The sequence below is a fragment of the Haladaptatus marinus genome (assembly GCF_051194195.1).
Genome location: NZ_JBLZNK010000007.1, coordinates 40,358 through 57,682, shown reverse-complemented (window position 1 = coordinate 57,682; position 17,325 = coordinate 40,358). Strand labels below are relative to the sequence as shown.

The window sequence follows — 17,325 nt, the reverse complement described above, 5'->3', positions numbered from 1 at the left end:
GTGTCTCCTACCGATCTGAATAAGCGACACACTCTTGTTCCCGTTACATCCGCGACCAAGGTGTGTCTGTACGTGGTTCTAGCACTCACGATTGAGTATCTGGAAATTGATCCCAACGCGGTGCATCTGCCAGCGATACTCTACAGCGATTTGTCTGACGTAGATTTATTTTCTATGCGTTCATGGAACGACTTGCGTTCCATGAGCGAAATACAAACCATTGGGGTTACAAACCAGAAAGGTGGTGTGGCGAAGTCGACTAACACGATCAATCTCGCGGGCGCGTTAGCATACCGGGGTAACCGAGTGCTTGCGGCAGACCTTGACCCGCAGGGGTATCTCACGAACAAACTCAACTTACGAGACGCATACAAAGCTGATCCTCCCTCGTTGTTCGATGCGATGAAAGAACCGACTGAACACAATGTTAATGACCTCACTGTCGAGCATGCTGAGTTCGACGTCCTTCCTGGGAACATCGATATGTTCCGCCTAGAGCAGGATCTAATTGCATCAGGATGGCGACCCCGGGAACGACTTCAGATGCTTTTCGACAATCTTGAGGGCTATGATTTCGTTCTTGTTGATGCTCCGCCGAGTCTCGGCCCGATTAACGACAATGTCCTCCTTGCCTGTGGTGACATCATCGTACCAGTCGAAGCTGAAGATACGTCGATTCTCGCGCTTGACCACCTCCTCACACAGATTGAGACGCTAGAGAAACGATACGAAGTCACCGTTTCCGAGCGTGGGGTCATCATCTCTAACGTCAACTATCCGCTTGACAACGAACAACGGGAAATGATTCGGTGGTTCGAGGACACCTTTGACGATCGCTGTCCGGTGTACGAAGTTCGGCATCGAGCCGCAATCAAACGAGCAATGAATGCTGGCGGTTCCATTTTCGCACCAGATGCCGAGGAATGCGACATGATTGAAATCTATGATCGAATTGCGGCAGACCTGGAGGAGAACCATGAGTGACCACCGTGACGACGCAACTAATCGGATCGCCGCTCGTTTCGATGGAGAGCAGACAGAGAAGAACGAAGGGAAAGCAAAGAACAAAAAGAATGCAAAGAACGGTGGGAACGCACAGCCTGCTCAATCCAATGGGAAGGCAGATCCTTCTGGGAACAAAAAGAACGATGGGAAAGCAAAGAACGTAAAGAAGGATTGGAACGCCCGGAGTGTCTATCTATCTGATGATCTTGATCGGAAGGTATCGACTGGATACAAGCGTCTTGATTTAGAACTCGAAATGGAGTTTGGGGAGACAGTCAAGAAGACTCGCCATTTCTACCCACTCGTATTCGAACTTGGATTGGAACGCATGGATGAACTGGAACCACAGGAACTCAAAGAACGCATTGAACGGATGGAACTCTAAGCGCTCCTGGAAACGTGTTCATTGAACGGTGATCTCTTTAGAGAGAAGCTGATCAGATAGTTTGAATCTTTTCTAACTGGCTCAAAACGGTATCAATCCAGATGTCCAGCTCCTGCTGTAGCCACTCCGTGGTTTCTGCGAGTGGTTGAGCGACATGCAAATACTTGACCCCACCACTACTGACAGTGCGTGGATACCGAGTGACCAACTCCTGTTCGTATAGCGGTTGCAGTTGCTTCCCTACCGTACTCTGATCACGATCGAGAATATCAGCAATTTCAGCGATCGTACTGTGTGGATAATCGAGAACGGTCAGGTATACACGGAATGATGCTTTATGCACTCCACAGACCGTGGCTGTCAGTTCTGTGAGTTCCAACTCGGAATTTCTATCCAATAGTTGCTCGAATCTCGCTACTCGTTCCTCTGGGAGTACTGTCCCCTCTGCCAACTCATTGTCTTCTGTCTTCATACGTGAGTGGACTAGTGATAGCTAATAGGTCTTTCTCACACACCGACCGAATCTACCGATAGAAGAGCCGACGAGTATACTTACCGTGGCCGAAGTTGCATCGGGAGTCCACTTTTCGTCTTCATCGTCATTTCTGGTTCGATCGAAACCTCCTCCTCACCCATCCATTCAAGCGTCCAGTGTTGACCAATCGTCGCTAGCACGAGCGTTGCTTCTAGCGTAGCAAATTCTCGCCCGATACACGTCCGACGTCCCCCACCAAATGGAATAAATGCGTAGTCAGGCAGCTTGTCCTTGAACTCCTCCGTCCACCGATCTGGACAGAAGGATGAAGGATCGTCGTAGAATCGCTCATCACGGTGTATCGCTTGGAGTGGGAGATGAACTTGCGTATCAGCTGGAATCTGATATCCATCGACGTTCACATCCCGCGTTGTTTGGCGAGGGATTGTGTGTACCGGCGGGTACATACGAAGTGTCTCGGTCACAATCCGCTGTGTGAGTTCCAAGTCGGTGATGTCCGCATGGGTCGGTGGGTCGCCGCCTAGTACCGCATCGAGTTCCTCGTGAAATGCCTGTTGAATCTCTGGATTTTGGGCCAATGCGTACCAGGCGAACCCAAGAGCGGCCGCAGTCGTTTCATAGCCTGCAAAGAGCATTGTGAGCAGTTGTCCTTCGACTTCCTCGGTACTCAGATGATCTTGACCGCTCGCTTCACGTGCCTCTGCAAGTTTTGACAAGAGTGTTTCTTGGTGGAGGCTGTCTGGCTGTGACCCCTCGCCGTGTTCAGTAAGCAGTCCGCGAATTTCCGATCGAAGACGCTCCTTTGACTCGGAAAAGTGGCGGCGTGATGGCGTCGGGATCCAATTCGGTAGCAACCAGGACGTTGGCGCGAACCAGCTATTGAGACCATCCGATGCGGCTCGAAGTTCACTACCCTCTCCTGGTGCTAGCTCGCGGCCGAAGAGTGTCGCAAAGAGAATTTCGAGGGTGAGATTTTGCATCTCTGACTCGATATCCCGAGTTTCGCCTGTCGACCACGTCTTGAGACGACGTTGTGTTGCCTCAACCATGTAGTCCCCATAGCCGGCAACCTCCTTTCGGTGAAACAGTGGTTGGAGGATATTCCGCTGTCGGCGCCATTGGTCGCCCTCAGTAGCGAGCACTCCTTGGCCGAATGCCATCTGGAAATCCTCTGTTTTGCCGAATGCCTCGACGTCGTCCACCAGTACTTGTCTGAAATAATCGGGATGAGCTAGAACATAGATCTCCTCGGTTGGGAGCACCAATCGATAGATATCTCCGCATTCGTCGATTGCATCATACGTAAACTCAAACGGATCTTGCGCAAATGCGAGAGTGTGACCGAGCACCGGGAGGCCCGACGGGGCCGGTGGTTGCCGCGGTTCTGAATCCATAGTCGCACAACACTCCAGCAGTTAGATAAACCCATTGTACCACAGACCTGGCTATGGGTATGGAGGAAACACTGAATTGCTCTAATAGGGACTATTCTAATATATTACTTTTCGTTTATTATAAATACAAATTTCCAACTAGATTACGAACGATATTCCAAAGCAAATAATATATTAGACTGAACGGCCGAATAGGCATTATCGATACCAAACCGTGACTGCTACTACTCGCGATGTACAGCATCCACTCATAGACGAAGCACTAACCATTCGCAGCGTTATCAACGAGATCGTAGATTCTGCGCGTCTTGCAGTGCTTCGTGCCCTTCGGGATTTAGCAACTCCGACTACTCAGACGGACATCGCGAACCATATTGATCTCTCTCGGCAGGCGGTTTCTCCATATCTCGCCGGCCTACAGAGTCATGGGTTTGTCCGTTGTTCTGAGTCAGGGGCCGAACTAACCGCTGGAGGAAAACTCCTTCTGGAAGGAATGGAGAAATGTCTATACTCAATCTCGACCGAACAGCTTTCCTCTTTAACGCGATCTGCCCATCCACTCATACTCTTGCAACAACTTACAAAGAGTCCCTATCGACTAAGGGACGTTCAGACGACAGCGAACAACTTGCCGTCGAAAGCAACCATCAGACGTACTCTCACCGAATTTGTGCAGTATGAATGGCTCGAGGACGACGCCGGACAATATCGAATTACAGCCGTTGGGTCAGATGTGTTGTAGGAATACAGTAAACTAGCTACTGTTGTTGAGCAGCTCATCGAGAAGATACCATGGCTACAGCGTCTACCGCTGGATGCTGCTACGGTTCCAGTAGAACCACTTGCTGAAGCCGATTTGTCCGTCTCGTATCCTCGCAGTCCTGCATCAGCTCTCTCGACTTGTCTTGATCTCTATGATCCTCACATCAGTCGGTTTCGATGTTTGTGTTCTGTGTATAATCCTGTCCTCTTCCACGCCTACCATGGATTGCTAAAACTGGGTATTGAATCGGAAGCTATCCTCGATTGGCCAACGTACGAGAAAGCCGCAAATAATTCAAGAACTCACTATGCAGTAGAATCCGACCGGTACGATCACTACTGGCCACTGGTCTTAGAAGAATCTCAGACAGTAGGGATTGGAATATATGACGATCGAAAAGTTGCTATTGCGGCGTACAACGAAGCTGGGGACGGTAACCATATTGCCATGATCCAGAGTTCGGACGATCGACTTGTCGACTGGGGTATTGAGTTATATGAATCATTTCGAACAAAAGCACGACCGACATCTGAGATCTGTTTTGAATGAGTACACACCCGTGAACCACTATTGAAGCGCACTACTCGATCAAAAAACACCGCTCAGAGATGTTAGCATAATTTTCAGTGTTTCATAAGTGTTTACACCGTAAAGGGCGGTGCAAATAATACACCTCGGTGAGAAGCGATAGCCACGCCGGAGGTCGTTTCCTGACCCGCTGGCCTAGACATCTCGTCACTTGATGCTATCCGGGCGACGAAAGCGAATCGCATGGCTCTCGGGTCGATATCACCAGTGCGCAAATCAGCGAACGTACGTGGGCTCTAATCACTCGTTCGCAGGCGCACCGGCCACCTCTGGCACAGAACACACCCAAGCATCACGCTTAGATTATGTCCCAGAGTACCCAAAGCTTCGAAACCACGTCTTGTAAAGGTTCCCCGCTACCGGACACGCAGTGCCGATTAGATCAGTGGATAGACACGATAGATGAGTGTACCTCGAGTTCGTCATCCGAACAACCATCCTCGATCTCTTTCAGCACTCATAAACCACGGTCCCAGCTGACGACTATCGAGGAACTCGACCGACACCCATATCGCGATCCAAATCAGCTTCGCGCTGCCTACGAGGATACCGGAACAATCGCGGGCACAGCCGCCCACTTCGACGTCTCAGAAACAACCGCCCGGATGTGGTTGATTCGCTACGAGATTTACGATCCCGACATCCAGGGGCTTTCAGCCCTTGCTGACCGACTGGAAGACCTGTTGCCCGAGGATCTTGGACTTTCCCCACTGGATGAGTACCGATGAAGACTCCTAATTTCGGGGGTGAGCACTGATGTCGATCGGACTGTCACCCGACGAAGTTGACGAGAACGCGGTATCAGACGACGACTTTGCCGCTGCGATGGGGATGGATGTGCCAGAGCCGGACACATCGAACGCGGTCACGGCAGAGCAGGAGCCCCCAAGCCGGGAAACGATGTGGGCACTGATCCAGCGGCAGACCGAGCAGATCGAATCACTCCAGCAGCGCATAGAGACGCTGGAACACGAACGTGAGAACACCGAGAAAGAACTGGCCGACGCACGGGATCGTGCCAACCGCTCCGAGGCTGTGGCCGACGCCGCGATTGCCCACATCCGGCAATTATGGATGTTCTCAGATACGCACGAAACGCGGGTAAACAACGTGACGACGCGCGTGTTCGAGAATCATGAACAACGACTCGTAGACATTGAACACGACCGAGTAGATGTGAGCGACCTGATCAACTCGGATGTGACCCACGATCTCGAAATTCAACGGAAGACGGCCGCACGACTGGCTGCTGAGCGGGAGGACGCCGATTCCCCTCTGTCGGGGAACAAGCATCGAATGACGTTCCTCTGGCGCGAGTTCATCGAATCAGCGCAGAAGACGAAAGGCGGAAAGCTGGAACTTGATTCGTCGGCGTGCCATCGTCGGTTGGAAAACCGCGCCGGGATTCACGATCCGAATACGAACACGGTGCAGCGGTCGATGAAAATGCTGGCGCGTCACACTCGGCGAGACGGTAGCGTGAGTGAGTCAGGCGGGTGGGACGACGATGACAACCTCGTTCGCTTCGAACCCGGCGAGCGGGGTGGACAGGCTGCCCGCTTGGTCGCTGATGCAGACGAGTTTGGTGAGTTTGCTGCCGAACAGTCACGGGCTGTACTCGAACAGGGAGGTGACGAGTAGCGCGAAGATTACACTGTCGTAATTATCCCCAGAACGCGGGGCGTAATCTTGCCCCGAAGCGGTTCCGGAGTACTCCTCCACAGATGACAAGGGGGGGGGCGCAATTTGCGCCCCCCCCTTTGATGCGGAACGAACGGTCGATTACTGTGGGGTGTAATTACTCTCACTTTTCTCACCGCGCTTGCGAGGCGGAAAACGATGGGAGAACAGATCTGGCGTGATTACGGTTCACTTTCGGGCGTTAATTACGACAGTGTAATCTTGGTTGGCGGTGTGCATCGGTGAGAACAACAATTGGGCCAGGGTGGTTTTGCCGTGTTCTTCGATGAGCATCGTCCAATTTGAATGGAATCACTGTGGGGTTATCGTCCAAGGAGATGTGCCAGCAGACCCCCCAAACCGGCCAATATGGTGTATCTGGATCAGCCGCTGTTCATGCTCGGTCACGGCGTCGAGGATCCAGCTGATGGTATTCACGGCGAACTCGTACCAGTCAGTGACGACGAGCGCACCGACTGTGCCATCGAGCACCTTGGATGCGACACGCGGGTTGCCCGGACAAGAGTCGAATCAGTCCGGTATCCATACCCTTTTCGTGAGGACTAGTCATAGCGCTACCCATGCGAGTCACCGTCATCGGAGCTACCGGACACATTGGCACCTACTTGGTGCCGCGACTGGTGCGGGCAGGCCATGAGGTCGTCGCAGTCAGCCGGGGAGAGCGCGATCCCTACCGAGACGATAGCGCGTGGACCAACGTCGAGTCAGTCGAGCTCGACCGCGAAACCGCTGAGGAACGCGGCGAGTTCGGTGAGGAGATTGCGGCTACCGACCCGGATGCCGTTGTCGACCTGATCTGCTTTGAGCCGGAGAGTGCCGAAGCGCTCGTCGCGTCGCTACGCGGGGAGGTCCAACACCTACTGCACTGTGGGACGATCTGGGTCCACGGTCCCAGCGCCGTCGTCCCCACGACCGAGGACACCCCGCGCACGCGTCGGCCGCTCGGCGAGTACGGACGAAAAAAAGCCGAGATTGAGGCGTACTTGCTTGATGAGACGCGCCGGAACGACTTCCCGGCGACCGTCCTCCACCCCGGACACATCGTGGGTCCCGGCTGGGAGCCTGTCAATCCGGCGGGCAACTTCGACACCGACGTGTTCTCGCGACTCGCGCGGGGTGAAGAAGTTGCGCTCCCCAACTTCGGGCTCGAAACCGTCCATCACGTCCATGCCGACGACGTAGCACAGGGCTTCCAGCGTGCGCTAGAGAACTGGTCAGCGGCCGTTGGCGAAAGCTTCCACGTCGTCTCGCCGCGAGCGCTCACCCTTCGCGGCTACGCCGAGGCCGTCGCCGGGTGGTTCGGACGAGACGCCAATCTCACGTACCTGCCGTTCGACAAGTGGGCCGATCGACCCGAATACGACGAAGAGGACGCCGAGATGACCGAGGAACACATCCGCTACAGCCCCAACGTGAGTATCGAGAAGGCGCGTGAGAAACTTGGATACGAACCGCGATACACCTCGCTCGAAGCGACTCGTGAGGCGGTCGAGGCCCTGAATGAGGTCGGCGAAGTCGACTCGAGCGAGTAGCGCACCCGCGCCTGAAAACCCCAGACTAGAGAGCGGTCACGACTGCTCAGACCACTCGCCGTCATCGGACTCACCGACAAATAGTGTATGAGCGCGGAAGTATGGTCGTCATTACCAACCCGTTCGAAGAGATGCCGCGACGTTCACTGGATTAGTAGCTGGCGTATCTCTCATCGATCGCTCTGATGAGGTCTTCAGCTCTCTGTGACCCTATGAGGATGGTTCGACCGTTCTTGCACTGGATCCACACGCCACGATTGCCACTCACGTTGTAGGCTATCTTCCCCGGCGCCCACCGGATGCCCCACCCGCCAAACTCGCGAATCGGATTGTATGTTTTCGCCTCGTATCGCTCGATCTCCGACCAGGAGATCCGACGGAATGTCTGATGAAGGGGCCACATTTTGACGTAGATTCCGTCGTTTCTGACTTCGGTTGTGAGACGAATGCTGTAGACAAACGCCGCGATAGCTCCAACGAGAGCGAGTCCGATTACTGAGACTGGCCCCAGAACAAGCATGAGCAGCGCAATACTCGTGAGGAGTGTCCAGATCCACCACTGGCGAAATCGTTGCACTTCGCGATATACTGGATCTGTGTCCATGAAATCGTCACTTCGTGTTACTCGGTATTACGATCATCGAATACCGGCAATGAGTCTCTTCTGTCGGTGTTCAATGTAGTAGCCCACATCTATTGGACTTTCAACTTGCAAGAAGGCTGCAAAGTATAGAGAGATGGCGTAGGAGGCACCCCTCATCTGTTCGCTTTGAGCAAAAGTTGAGACTGGGATTCTCAATGCATACGGTCCTCGAATCTCTTCGTGGTTGAGCATGATCTCCTCGTTGACTCACTCAGCAACATCGAATGCCCAAGATGGCGACTGAACGGAGTGAGTTACTGCTCTAATTCCGACCACACGTGCCGGAACTTCCCACTTCGTTCCTCTCGTTGTGGAGGCTCGGATGCCGCTTCGACAGTTATGCGGCTAATCCCGTGAGTACGAAGGAACGACTGGAGCTCCCGCTCGATATGCTTCCAGACCTCCTCCTTGGTCGCATCAGGAGTGACATCAAAGCGGACCTGAAGTGTTGTGGGAGCTGTGCGGATAATCTGGGTTCGATGGACACCCGGAACTTCTTCGACGACGCTTGAGAGTCCGAGTGGGAAAATCGGCACCTCCTCTCCCTCGTCGGTTTCGAACTGGAGGACGTCTCCTTGCCGTCCGCCGACCTCCATGATGGGGAATGCGCTCCCGCATGGACACCGTTCTTCGTACATCGTGATGCTATCCCCGAGATCGTACCGAACGAGCGGTTGCACTCGATTCGAGAGGCTCGTGATGAGGACGGTGTCCGACGGCGTCCCTGATTCGACCGGCTGATAGTCCTCGTCGACCGGTTCGAGTACGACCCAGTCGGTGTTGGCGTGGAGATTTCCGTGTTCGCACTCGACGGCAATCGGGACGAATTCCGTCGCCCCATAGAGTTCTCGGACCACACAATCGAAGGTGTCCCGGAGCATTCGCTTTTGGGTCTCAGAGATGGGTTCTGCCGTGGGGAGAACGAGTGCCGGGCTGATGTCGAGACGTCCGTCTTGCTGGGCTCGCGCCAGCTCGACGAAGACGGTCGAGTAGCCTTCGAGGATGGCGGGTTGGTACTGGTTCAGATCGGAGATCAGGTCGTCGATCGGGCTCTTCGGGGAAAAGAGTCGAAGGCGACGCTCTCCATAGACGGATTCTCGACGCATCATCTCGAGACCGGCCGCACCGGCGAAGTGACCGCCCGAAACCGCGACGAGTCCGATGCGGAGATTCTGTGTGAAAAGTCGGGACAGTGACGAAATTCCGGCCATTGCGGGCACGATCCACCGATCACCCAGCACGTCTGAAATGGTCCATGCGGTCTCATCCTGGACGAATACCCCCGGTTCCCCTGTCGTCCCAGATGTCGTCCAAACCGGATACGTGCCGAGGAAGCGCTCGCCGATCTTCGTCTCGTCGGCGACGAACGCGTCGATCTCGGCTTTGGTAATCGCCGTGTCTGTGACGAGGTCGTCGAAGTGTTCCATGAGCATCGACTTCGACACCGGCGGGTACTGTGTGAGGTCGGTACTGCCCTCGGGCACGTCGGCGTAGTGTCGCTTGTAGAACCGTGACTGTCGCCGGGCAAAGGAGAGCATCTCAGTGAGCCGTCGTCGCTGCCGAGCCTCTATCTCTGCACGGGTCGCTCTTCTGGCCCGCCATACGTCGAGCGTGATCTTTCCTCTCTCGATTGGATTCATCGGACTGGTGTTGGAACGCGGGGGAATTCTTCCGAGCCCCCTCTCGTGTTCCCATTAGACTTCGCGGCGAACGGACTTTGTTATTGTCCCGCCGAGCCAGCTGTTACCCGATGTTCCTCATGTGGCCCTCCCAGGGCTCACCATGTCCGGACAACAGTACGACCTCGCCACAGGAATCCAATTTCCGTATCGACGACCGCGCCTTCTCGGCGTCGTAGTGTATCGGTGGCAACAGCGCTGGTTCGGTGTGCCGGCCAGTTCGCACGTTGTACATCATCAGGGCGTCACCGCAGAAGAGCACATCTCGATCGGGGAGATAGAACGCGGAGGATCCGGCCGTATGCCCGGGGACATGGATTACCGTTGGATGCCCAGGGACGTCGAGTTCGTCGCCGTCCTCGAAGATTTCGAACGCCGTGAGTTGCGGCACCGATCCGACCCCTGAACGGACGACTTCGACGAAATACGAAAACACCGGGGGCTTCCAGAGTACCTTAACGAAGTCGAGCGGTGGGAGCGACCGGGACACCGTGTTTGCCCGCTGCACATCGGCCGGGTGGATCCACACCGGCGCGTCAGCGGCTACTCGAAGCCACTCGGCGAAGCCGAGATGGTCGAGGTCGCCATGGGTGATGAGAATCGCCGCAACGTCGGATATCGTGTATCCGAGTACCTCGACACCTTCGACGAGGAGGTTCCAGTGTCCGGGGAGGCCAGCGTCGACGACAGTGAGAGCATCGTCCTCCTCGACGATGTACCAGTTGATTCGGCGCGTCCCGAATCGATACACTCTGTCGGCGACCTCGACGCCACGAACGAATTCCATAGCGGACGTACGCACTCGACTGGGATATCCCTGCTAGCTGGTTTGAGCGGGTAAGCGCCTGCTTCCTGGATGCCGTGCCTTCTCCGACCACCCGCGTCGAAACCCGCCGTCAGCCAACGAGCGTCACCCCAATTACGCTCCCGACGCCGTAGGTGAGGACCGCAGCAGCGAGTCCAATTCCGACCTGACGCAGTCCAGAATAGAGAACAGACCGTCCCGTGAGAAGCGTGATGCCGGCGCCGATGACGAACAGCGCGACTGCACTCAGCACGAGACTCACGCCGACGGCGACCAGTCCGCTCAACACGAAGTACGGGAGGACGGGGACGATGGCTCCGAGCGCGAAGAGCACGAACGACGTCGCGGCCGCTTCCCATGCTGAGCCACCCAGTTCTTCAGGGTTGATGCCTAGTTCCTCGCGGGCGAGCGTGTCCAGTGCCATTTCCTCGTCGGCAATCAACTGCTCGGCAACCTCTCTGGCGCGTTCTTTCGAGAGCCCTTTCGCCTCGTAGATGAGGGCCAGTTCTTCTGCTTCTTCTTCGGGAACCTCGGCGAGTTCTTCGGCCTCAATGCCGATCTGGCGTTGATACAGTTCCCGAGAGCTTTGGACGGAGAGCCACTCGCCCATCGCCATCGACCCCGATCCAGCGAGGAGCCCGGCGAGACCCGTAATCAGAATCGCTGTCGAATCCAGTGCCGCACCGGCGACGCCCATCACAAGACTGAGATTGGACACGAGACCATCGTTTGCACCGAGAACTGCGGCCCGGAGTGCGTTGCCGCTGGTCGCCCGGTGGCGGCCTTCGAGCTGGGCGAGGACTTCTCCCCGTGCCCCCTGCCCGGGTGTTTCCGCGATCACCGTCAGGAGACGATCGTGCGAGCGTTCGTCGGCGGCCATCCCGGTTCCTGTGACCTCCGGTTGGGTCGCGTAGTCACTCCCACCGATGGCCTCCCCGGCTTGCATGGAGGAGATTACTAGTCCCGGCCCGAATCGACGAGCAAGCCACGCCAGCACCCTCGCTCTCCGAGACGGCTTGGCGTCTCCTGGGTCAGAACCGGCTTCTCGAATTTTCTCAGTCCAGAAGTCTGCATGGGTTCCCTCCGTCTCGGCCAGCCGACGGTACACGTCTGCGACCTGTGGTTGCGATTCCGCGTCAGCCATCGCCGTATAGACCGTCGCACTGTCGATTTCGTCTTGCCGATTGCGACGGTAGCGTTCGATATCTTCCGGAGTAGTCATATCTAGTGTAATTGCGACGCGAGGACTTAGTGGTGGATTCAGCGCATCACACGGTCGGCTTGACTGCTGCCTGCCCCCTCATCCAATACACGGTCAGTGGGAGTTGAGACCGTCGCTCTCAATGCATACGGTCTCAACTTCCCCGGGCTCACAGAAGTTGAGACCGGTACGTTCAATGCATACGCCCCGACTGCCGCTCACGCTGTAGGCTATTTCCCTCGGCGCTCGACGAATCTCAGCCGTCGAACTCGCGAAGTGGGTTACACCATCACAGTCAAATCATCGGGCAAACGATGAAGAGAGTTGCCATCAATATCTCACCAGAGATGTATGACCGTATCGTGATTGCTGTCGATGGGAGTGACGAAGCGAGGCGAGCAGCACGACGTGGTCTTCAACTCGCTCGAGCCTTCGACGCGACCGTTACCGTTCTTTCCGTCGTCGAACGGAAAGCACTTCGACTCACAGAAACACCCGACGAGAAAACACGGTTGCAAGAGAGTAGGGAAGAGGCTCTCACAGATATCGAGGAGCTTGCTTCAGAACTCGGCTATCCTGTTACCACGACACTGACCGAGGGTAAGCCCGCTACCCAAATCAGCGAGTATGCGGATGAGCAGGACGCAGACCTAATCGTTATCGGGAGACAGGGGATGACCGGACTCGGTCGGCGTCTCTTGGGTGGTGTGACCGAACACATCCTCCATCAAGGTGATATCCCCGTGCTCGTCGTCTCGGGCGAAAATCACAACGGTGAAACGGAGGACGACTATTCACGAATCCTTATCACGACGGACGGGAGCGAAAACGCCGAAATGGCGACTCCCCATGGAATAACGATCGCTCAACGCTTTGGCTCGGACGTTCACGTTTTGAACGTCGTGGATCTTCAGTCTGCAGGAGGCATGTTTGACGCGGGGGGTCTCGAAAAGGAGTTCATCGAACGGCTCGACACGGAAGGGCAGGAAGCCGTCGACAGCGTTGCAAACCAAATCGAGGAATCCGTCTCAGATCCGACTGTGAAGACTGCCGTCGAACGAACAACGTCGCTCGAAGGGGCCGCCGCCGGTGTCCGTGAGTATATCGAAGAAAACGAGATCGATCTCGTCGTGATGGGTTCTCTTGGACGGTCAAATCTCAAGCGTCAACTTCTCGGTAGTGTTGCTTCCTCCGTGCTTCGGACAGTTGACGTCCCTGTACTGATCGTAAAGTGATCCTCGTAATCCACTCGACTCGCACCTCGAAGAACTTCGTGCTGCGGTTCTTCTACTTCGCGTTTGCGTGTCTGTTGTCCTCGATCTAGCGAGCGGTCGATCTGCTCGTGTAAGTCGGGTTCCCCAGGGAGTACGAGCGATCACCGATTGTGACAGCAAACACAGTGCTCACGCTACTGAAACGGACTGGCATCGGCTAGGAAACCTGCTTTAGGGCCATGAACGCCGGGTGAGCAGCGGCAGCTCTGGTTCGAATTGTCGTTAAGTTGTCCAACGGTTAGAAGAGTGATTAGAGACGGCATCTGTGGGTCAGTTTGAGTCGCTTGCAGAGGGGTGAATTCCCCCCAAATCGTGCATTCTGGGACCTCTGTACCTACTGTAGTCTCATCTTCACGGGCTCAGCTTTGATGTAGCGACATATGATTTATGTGATTCTAAATAGCGGAATTTGCTGGTTAGAGGGCTTGTAACTTGCAATTGTGCTATAGGTGGTGTTGATTCGATCACTGCCGCATATATCTCTAAGCGGAAGTGCAACCACCCCGGGACCCCCAAATCAATCTGTGCATAGTTCGTAGTGTGGTTCGATCATCGACTAGACTCTCAACTGAGTCACCATTCCAACAGTAGTACGAACAAAACCCCTAGAAGACCTAACATAACGATATACATCGTTGCAAAAACAATACCACGTGAGAACGCCCAGTAGCTCCAAAATCCAACGACAGCGAATAAAGCGAGAGTAAAATTCTTATGTTGTCTACTTGGAAAGTAGCCATTATACTGCCGTTGTCCATATAGTGACATTGCACTATGTTTGTGCGTCTATCCCCTTATTTCCAACTTTCACAGATGATTATCCGTGATAAAACCCGACACCGAGTGTCTCCACACCCGCTTAGTGCACCATGGAGTAGTAAGACAACTGAACCATAGCCAATTCACTCTTCATGGGTGAGCAGGACAAATTTACTGTCCCCTCAAATCAGAAGTGGAAATGAAATGGGGCGGATCGCCACCCTCGGGGAAGCAAATTTCGTCGACCGTACAAATGGGAGATTTGCGGCCCAATCTCAGTTTCCGAAACTGAATGATTTGCATCTACTTCCCTCCTCGCCACCCATCACTTCTCTTTGACTACTATCCGTGATTCTGCTCCCTGTTGCTGTTCGTTGACGTAGTCGACAGGTACGTCTCAACCCGCATCAGATCACTTTTATCGAGGCCGAATGCCTTGATATCGTTGTGATCTGTAGTGTTCGTCATTTCCAGTGCCCGCGCCTGGTCGATACCAAACGGAATTGTCTGCAGCGGTTCGGCAGCAGACAGAGCTAACTCTACTAACTGCATCGGCACTGGGATAATGCGGACTGATTCCCCTGCAGCATGATAGAGCATGCGTGTGACCTCCCCAAACGTAAGTACCTCGGGACCTCCGAGATCGTACACCTGCCTCACGTGACGGTCTTGCTCGATTGCATCTGCGACGATTTGCGCGACATCCTCCACCCATATCGGCTGAAAACTCGGTTGATCTCCACCATCCGGGAGAAACGTGACGTACGGCGTTGTGTACTGTTTGATGAAGGCGAACGTTTCACTCCCTTTCCCGAAAATGAACGAGGGACGGAGAATCACCCAGTCCAGATCTGAATACTGAGCTACCAAATCACCGAGACCCTGCGTTCGCCAATAAGCAATCGGACTGTACGGATCTGCACCGAGTGAACTCATCTCGACATATCGTGATACATCGTGTTCCTGAGCGGCATGTACCGCATTCATCACGCCGCCGATGCAGACGGTGTCGTGGAATGTTCCCGGTCGTGGTTGATGAAGCGGTGGGAGTGCTGTGAGGTTTACTGCAGCGTCTTTTTCTTCGAATGCCGCTTCGATGGAGTCGTAGTCCGTGATATCGCCCGATACTAGTTCGACAGTATCCGGCAGAACCTCGGCATCCGGCGACCGAGAGAGCGACGTGACTGTGTGACCTCGGGTGACGAGTTCGGCACAGACGTTTCGGCCGACAAACCCGTCTCCCCCCGCGATGAGAACGTTCATACGCAGACTGGCACCGTTTTCGACTGTAAATATTCGTCTCAGTTTTCATTTTTATGGCGAATAAATGAATCCTCGCTCAAATCTGCACTATCTTATATATCGATTCCAGCTGCCGTACTGGTCACGAATACTTCCGCGAGGAACGCTGAAAACAACGATGAGGATACCGACAGCAACACTACTCCACATCGCGACTATTGAGGATCCTGTGAGAACCCACGGGGCTACGATGACCCATATCCCGAGAGGAATGTTCAGGAATCGGACGGTACGAACCGGTTCTCCCATCGCAATGACCGAAAACGTGACGACGAGTGCGCCAACGAGATGGCTACTGTCTGCGGCGGCACCAACCGTTCCGAGGAGGGCAGGCGACGACATTAACCAGAGACCTAACCCTGTTGTACCGAGAAGAGGCCAAGACACGGACATTCCCCAAAACATCGACCACCACGAGTCTGCATCCGAGCGTGTCTTTCCATCCACACCAGCATCCGAAGTTGAGAAGGAACCACCCATCCAAAAGACATGCCACAGTGAGACATCACCTCGCGTCTGTTGGTAGAGGAACTGTCCCATTGCGACGACCTCATCAACCGTCAGTGCAATCATGAACAGCATCGCGAGCGCGGAAAGCAAACAGAGCGTACACCACGTCCCGACGGCTAACGGCTGGAGGATAATGAGAACGATGCTAACGAAGCCGAGGGGGATGACCACGATACCAAATAGCGTCACCATCCACGGCATCGTTCGCCACCGGCGCTTATCACCCATGAACCCCATAAGAACCTCGACCGCGTATGCGACGGCACCGAGACCCGCATCAGAGGTCGGGAACATCCTCGAGACATCGGACGTGAGCACGTTCTCCGTTCCACGGCCGAAAAACGGGTCGAAGACGAAGTCGGTGTAGCCGAGCTGGAACGTGGCCATGTGGGTCGAGAAAAAGAAGCCGATAAGTCCGGCAATAATGATCGGTGCCCGTTGTGCTGCCGTCGATGGGTTGTACGTCCAACCTCTCGGGGTATCTGGCCCCGACATCTCCATTCGCATGACGACGAGCACAGCGAAGGTGATGACGAAAACACCGACGAGCGTGTCGTTCACGTAGGCATCGCTCGTCGGAGCCCAGAAGAATAACGGAGCAAGCAGCAACCAGACACCGACGAACCCGTTTACGTAATTCGCGATGCCGCTCCCGAGTAAAATCACAGCACCACTGAATACAATGAGGAGCACTCCGCTGACCGTGTCGCTGATGGTCATCGCGAGACTCTCGTACCCGAAGGTGAACGGACTCGCTATGAGCCAGAGTCCGAGGATAACGATAGGATACTGCGGCCAGATCTCCATCGTGGGATGTTTGAGCATCATCGTTCCCGGTGCTCGTGACTCCTGGTGTTGGTGGTCAGCCGTTCCATCGGATACCCTGTCCTGGTTCCCACTCACTGTTTCCCACCCGATGGTTCTCTTCGGCGGCATCGGCCAAAGAATCACTGGCAACACCTGTGGTGGAAGATTTTTGACTGCACTTTTCGGAAATACCGAGTCTGTTGAGTAGTTGTCTACCGCACCGATTGAGTGTTCTCAGCTTTTCGCATCTTTAGCGTACAGTCGTCAATACGCGGCAAACGCTCCAATACGAGTCTCTATATCTGGAAACTGACTACAACGCAACTGGGTCATTATAGATTGAACAGGCGCAATACCACGGTCTTTAGGCCGTGGATACGCGCCGTAAGCTTGGTTACACACCCGCCATCGATGGCTGGGCCGGATATTCTACGCCGAATCGGTAATATTATGTTTTCAGGGTTCATAACTGGTTATGAAG

17 protein-coding genes and 1 pseudogene are annotated in these 17,325 nt (G+C 54.7%); 9 read left to right on the top strand and 9 right to left on the bottom strand.

The genetic code is table 11. From position 1 onward, the window contains the following. Window positions 1–201: 201 nt before the first annotated feature. Together ACN2TU_RS22210 and ACN2TU_RS22205 are read left to right on the top strand one after the other, a co-directional pair. Window positions 202–984 carry a ParA family protein gene (locus ACN2TU_RS22210; RefSeq protein WP_435158522.1) on the top strand — a complete coding sequence of 261 codons (783 nt, stop codon included), beginning with the start codon at window positions 202–204 and terminating at the stop codon, window positions 982–984. Beyond that, a complete protein-coding gene (locus tag ACN2TU_RS22205; RefSeq protein WP_435158521.1) occupies window positions 977–1,390 on the top strand; it encodes a DUF8160 family protein in 414 nt (137 codons plus the stop codon). The genes ACN2TU_RS22210 and ACN2TU_RS22205 overlap by 8 nt, the downstream gene beginning before the upstream one ends. 52 nt (window positions 1,391–1,442) lie before the next feature. On the opposite strand, the gene ACN2TU_RS22200 is transcribed toward ACN2TU_RS22205, so the two are convergent. After that, window positions 1,443–1,862, bottom strand: coding sequence for a helix-turn-helix domain-containing protein (locus tag ACN2TU_RS22200; protein WP_435158519.1), 420 nt, complete (start codon window positions 1,860–1,862; stop codon window positions 1,443–1,445). Window positions 1,863–1,942: 80 nt separating this feature from the next. Further along, on the bottom strand, window positions 1,943–3,280 hold the full coding sequence (locus tag ACN2TU_RS22195; protein WP_435158517.1) for a cytochrome P450: 1,338 nt from the start codon (window positions 3,278–3,280) through the stop codon (window positions 1,943–1,945). 214 nt (window positions 3,281–3,494) lie between these two features. Here ACN2TU_RS22195 and ACN2TU_RS22190 point away from each other — a divergent pair, with 214 nt between their 5' ends. The 5 genes from ACN2TU_RS22190 to ACN2TU_RS22175 all read left to right on the top strand — a co-directional run bounded on the left by ACN2TU_RS22190 (window position 3,495) and on the right by ACN2TU_RS22175 (window position 7,864). Further along, window positions 3,495–4,022: a helix-turn-helix domain-containing protein gene (locus tag ACN2TU_RS22190; protein WP_435158516.1), complete on the top strand. Its 528-nt coding sequence runs from the start codon at window positions 3,495–3,497 to the stop codon at window positions 4,020–4,022. A 114-nt stretch (window positions 4,023–4,136) separates the two neighbouring features. Then, window positions 4,137–4,592 carry a transcriptional regulator FilR1 domain-containing protein gene (locus ACN2TU_RS27015; protein WP_472850220.1) on the top strand — a complete coding sequence of 152 codons (456 nt, stop codon included), beginning with the start codon at window positions 4,137–4,139 and terminating at the stop codon, window positions 4,590–4,592. Window positions 4,593–5,387: 795 nt separating this feature from the next. Beyond that, on the top strand, window positions 5,388–6,272 hold the full coding sequence (locus ACN2TU_RS22185; protein WP_435158515.1) for a hypothetical protein: 885 nt from the start codon (window positions 5,388–5,390) through the stop codon (window positions 6,270–6,272). Between the two features lie 408 nt (window positions 6,273–6,680). Then, on the top strand, window positions 6,681–6,878 hold the full coding sequence (locus ACN2TU_RS22180) for a hypothetical protein (RefSeq protein WP_435158980.1): 198 nt from the start codon (window positions 6,681–6,683) through the stop codon (window positions 6,876–6,878). Between the two features lie 14 nt (window positions 6,879–6,892). Continuing rightward, window positions 6,893–7,864, top strand: a complete 972-nt coding sequence (locus ACN2TU_RS22175; RefSeq protein WP_435158514.1) for an NAD-dependent epimerase/dehydratase family protein — start codon at window positions 6,893–6,895, stop codon at window positions 7,862–7,864. Between the two features lie 151 nt (window positions 7,865–8,015). On the opposite strand, the gene ACN2TU_RS22170 is transcribed toward ACN2TU_RS22175, so the two are convergent. The 5 genes from ACN2TU_RS22170 to ACN2TU_RS22150 all read right to left on the bottom strand — a co-directional run bounded on the left by ACN2TU_RS22170 (window position 8,016) and on the right by ACN2TU_RS22150 (window position 12,213). Continuing rightward, window positions 8,016–8,468: a DUF6141 family protein gene (locus ACN2TU_RS22170; RefSeq protein WP_435158513.1), complete on the bottom strand. Its 453-nt coding sequence runs from the start codon at window positions 8,466–8,468 to the stop codon at window positions 8,016–8,018. A 33-nt stretch (window positions 8,469–8,501) separates the two neighbouring features. After that, window positions 8,502–8,699 (bottom strand): hypothetical protein, encoded by a 198-nt coding sequence (locus ACN2TU_RS22165; protein WP_435158512.1) that lies wholly within the window; start codon window positions 8,697–8,699, stop codon window positions 8,502–8,504. A 62-nt stretch (window positions 8,700–8,761) separates the two neighbouring features. Further along, window positions 8,762–10,147, bottom strand: coding sequence for a phenylacetate--CoA ligase family protein (locus tag ACN2TU_RS22160; RefSeq protein WP_435158511.1), 1,386 nt, complete (start codon window positions 10,145–10,147; stop codon window positions 8,762–8,764). A gap of 103 nt (window positions 10,148–10,250) precedes the next feature. Continuing rightward, a complete protein-coding gene (locus tag ACN2TU_RS22155) occupies window positions 10,251–10,973 on the bottom strand; it encodes an MBL fold metallo-hydrolase (protein ID WP_435158510.1) in 723 nt (240 codons plus the stop codon). Between the two features lie 109 nt (window positions 10,974–11,082). Further along, window positions 11,083–12,213 (bottom strand): VIT1/CCC1 transporter family protein, encoded by a 1,131-nt coding sequence (locus ACN2TU_RS22150; RefSeq protein WP_435158509.1) that lies wholly within the window; start codon window positions 12,211–12,213, stop codon window positions 11,083–11,085. A gap of 326 nt (window positions 12,214–12,539) precedes the next feature. Here ACN2TU_RS22150 and ACN2TU_RS22145 point away from each other — a divergent pair, with 326 nt between their 5' ends. Together ACN2TU_RS22145 and ACN2TU_RS22140 are read left to right on the top strand one after the other, a co-directional pair. Then, window positions 12,540–13,427 (top strand): universal stress protein, encoded by an 888-nt coding sequence (locus ACN2TU_RS22145; RefSeq protein ID WP_435158507.1) that lies wholly within the window; start codon window positions 12,540–12,542, stop codon window positions 13,425–13,427. 23 nt (window positions 13,428–13,450) lie between these two features. Next, window positions 13,451–13,627: pseudogene (locus ACN2TU_RS22140) on the top strand (transposase); the annotation flags it as partial. Between the two features lie 940 nt (window positions 13,628–14,567). Here the strand turns inward: ACN2TU_RS22140 and ACN2TU_RS22135 are convergent. Continuing rightward, window positions 14,568–15,488 (bottom strand): NAD(P)H-binding protein, encoded by a 921-nt coding sequence (locus tag ACN2TU_RS22135; RefSeq protein WP_435158506.1) that lies wholly within the window; start codon window positions 15,486–15,488, stop codon window positions 14,568–14,570. Between the two features lie 87 nt (window positions 15,489–15,575). Further along, window positions 15,576–16,940 carry a vitamin K epoxide reductase family protein gene (locus ACN2TU_RS22130; protein WP_435158504.1) on the bottom strand — a complete coding sequence of 455 codons (1,365 nt, stop codon included), beginning with the start codon at window positions 16,938–16,940 and terminating at the stop codon, window positions 15,576–15,578. Window positions 16,941–17,325: the final 385 nt, after the last annotated feature.

Excerpts from the sequence above, each read along its gene's own strand:
- ACN2TU_RS22175 (WP_435158514.1), top strand. The coding sequence starts at position 6,893 with ATGCGAGTCACCGTCATCGGAGCTACCGGACACATTGGCACCTACTTG.
- ACN2TU_RS22160 (WP_435158511.1), bottom strand. The coding sequence starts at position 10,147 with ATGAATCCAATCGAGAGAGGAAAGATCACGCTCGACGTATGGCGGGCC.
- ACN2TU_RS22185 (WP_435158515.1), top strand. The coding sequence starts at position 5,388 with ATGTCGATCGGACTGTCACCCGACGAAGTTGACGAGAACGCGGTATCA.
- ACN2TU_RS22210 (WP_435158522.1), top strand. The coding sequence starts at position 202 with ATGAGCGAAATACAAACCATTGGGGTTACAAACCAGAAAGGTGGTGTG.
- ACN2TU_RS22180 (WP_435158980.1), top strand. The coding sequence starts at position 6,681 with ATGGTGTATCTGGATCAGCCGCTGTTCATGCTCGGTCACGGCGTCGAG.
- ACN2TU_RS22170 (WP_435158513.1), bottom strand. The coding sequence starts at position 8,468 with ATGGACACAGATCCAGTATATCGCGAAGTGCAACGATTTCGCCAGTGG.
- ACN2TU_RS22150 (WP_435158509.1), bottom strand. The coding sequence starts at position 12,213 with ATGACTACTCCGGAAGATATCGAACGCTACCGTCGCAATCGGCAAGAC.
- ACN2TU_RS22195 (WP_435158517.1), bottom strand. The coding sequence starts at position 3,280 with ATGGATTCAGAACCGCGGCAACCACCGGCCCCGTCGGGCCTCCCGGTG.
- ACN2TU_RS22200 (WP_435158519.1), bottom strand. The coding sequence starts at position 1,862 with ATGAAGACAGAAGACAATGAGTTGGCAGAGGGGACAGTACTCCCAGAG.
- ACN2TU_RS22165 (WP_435158512.1), bottom strand. The coding sequence starts at position 8,699 with ATGCTCAACCACGAAGAGATTCGAGGACCGTATGCATTGAGAATCCCA.
- ACN2TU_RS22155 (WP_435158510.1), bottom strand. The coding sequence starts at position 10,973 with ATGGAATTCGTTCGTGGCGTCGAGGTCGCCGACAGAGTGTATCGATTC.
- ACN2TU_RS22205 (WP_435158521.1), top strand. The coding sequence starts at position 977 with ATGAGTGACCACCGTGACGACGCAACTAATCGGATCGCCGCTCGTTTC.
- ACN2TU_RS22135 (WP_435158506.1), bottom strand. The coding sequence starts at position 15,488 with ATGAACGTTCTCATCGCGGGGGGAGACGGGTTTGTCGGCCGAAACGTC.
- ACN2TU_RS22145 (WP_435158507.1), top strand. The coding sequence starts at position 12,540 with ATGTATGACCGTATCGTGATTGCTGTCGATGGGAGTGACGAAGCGAGG.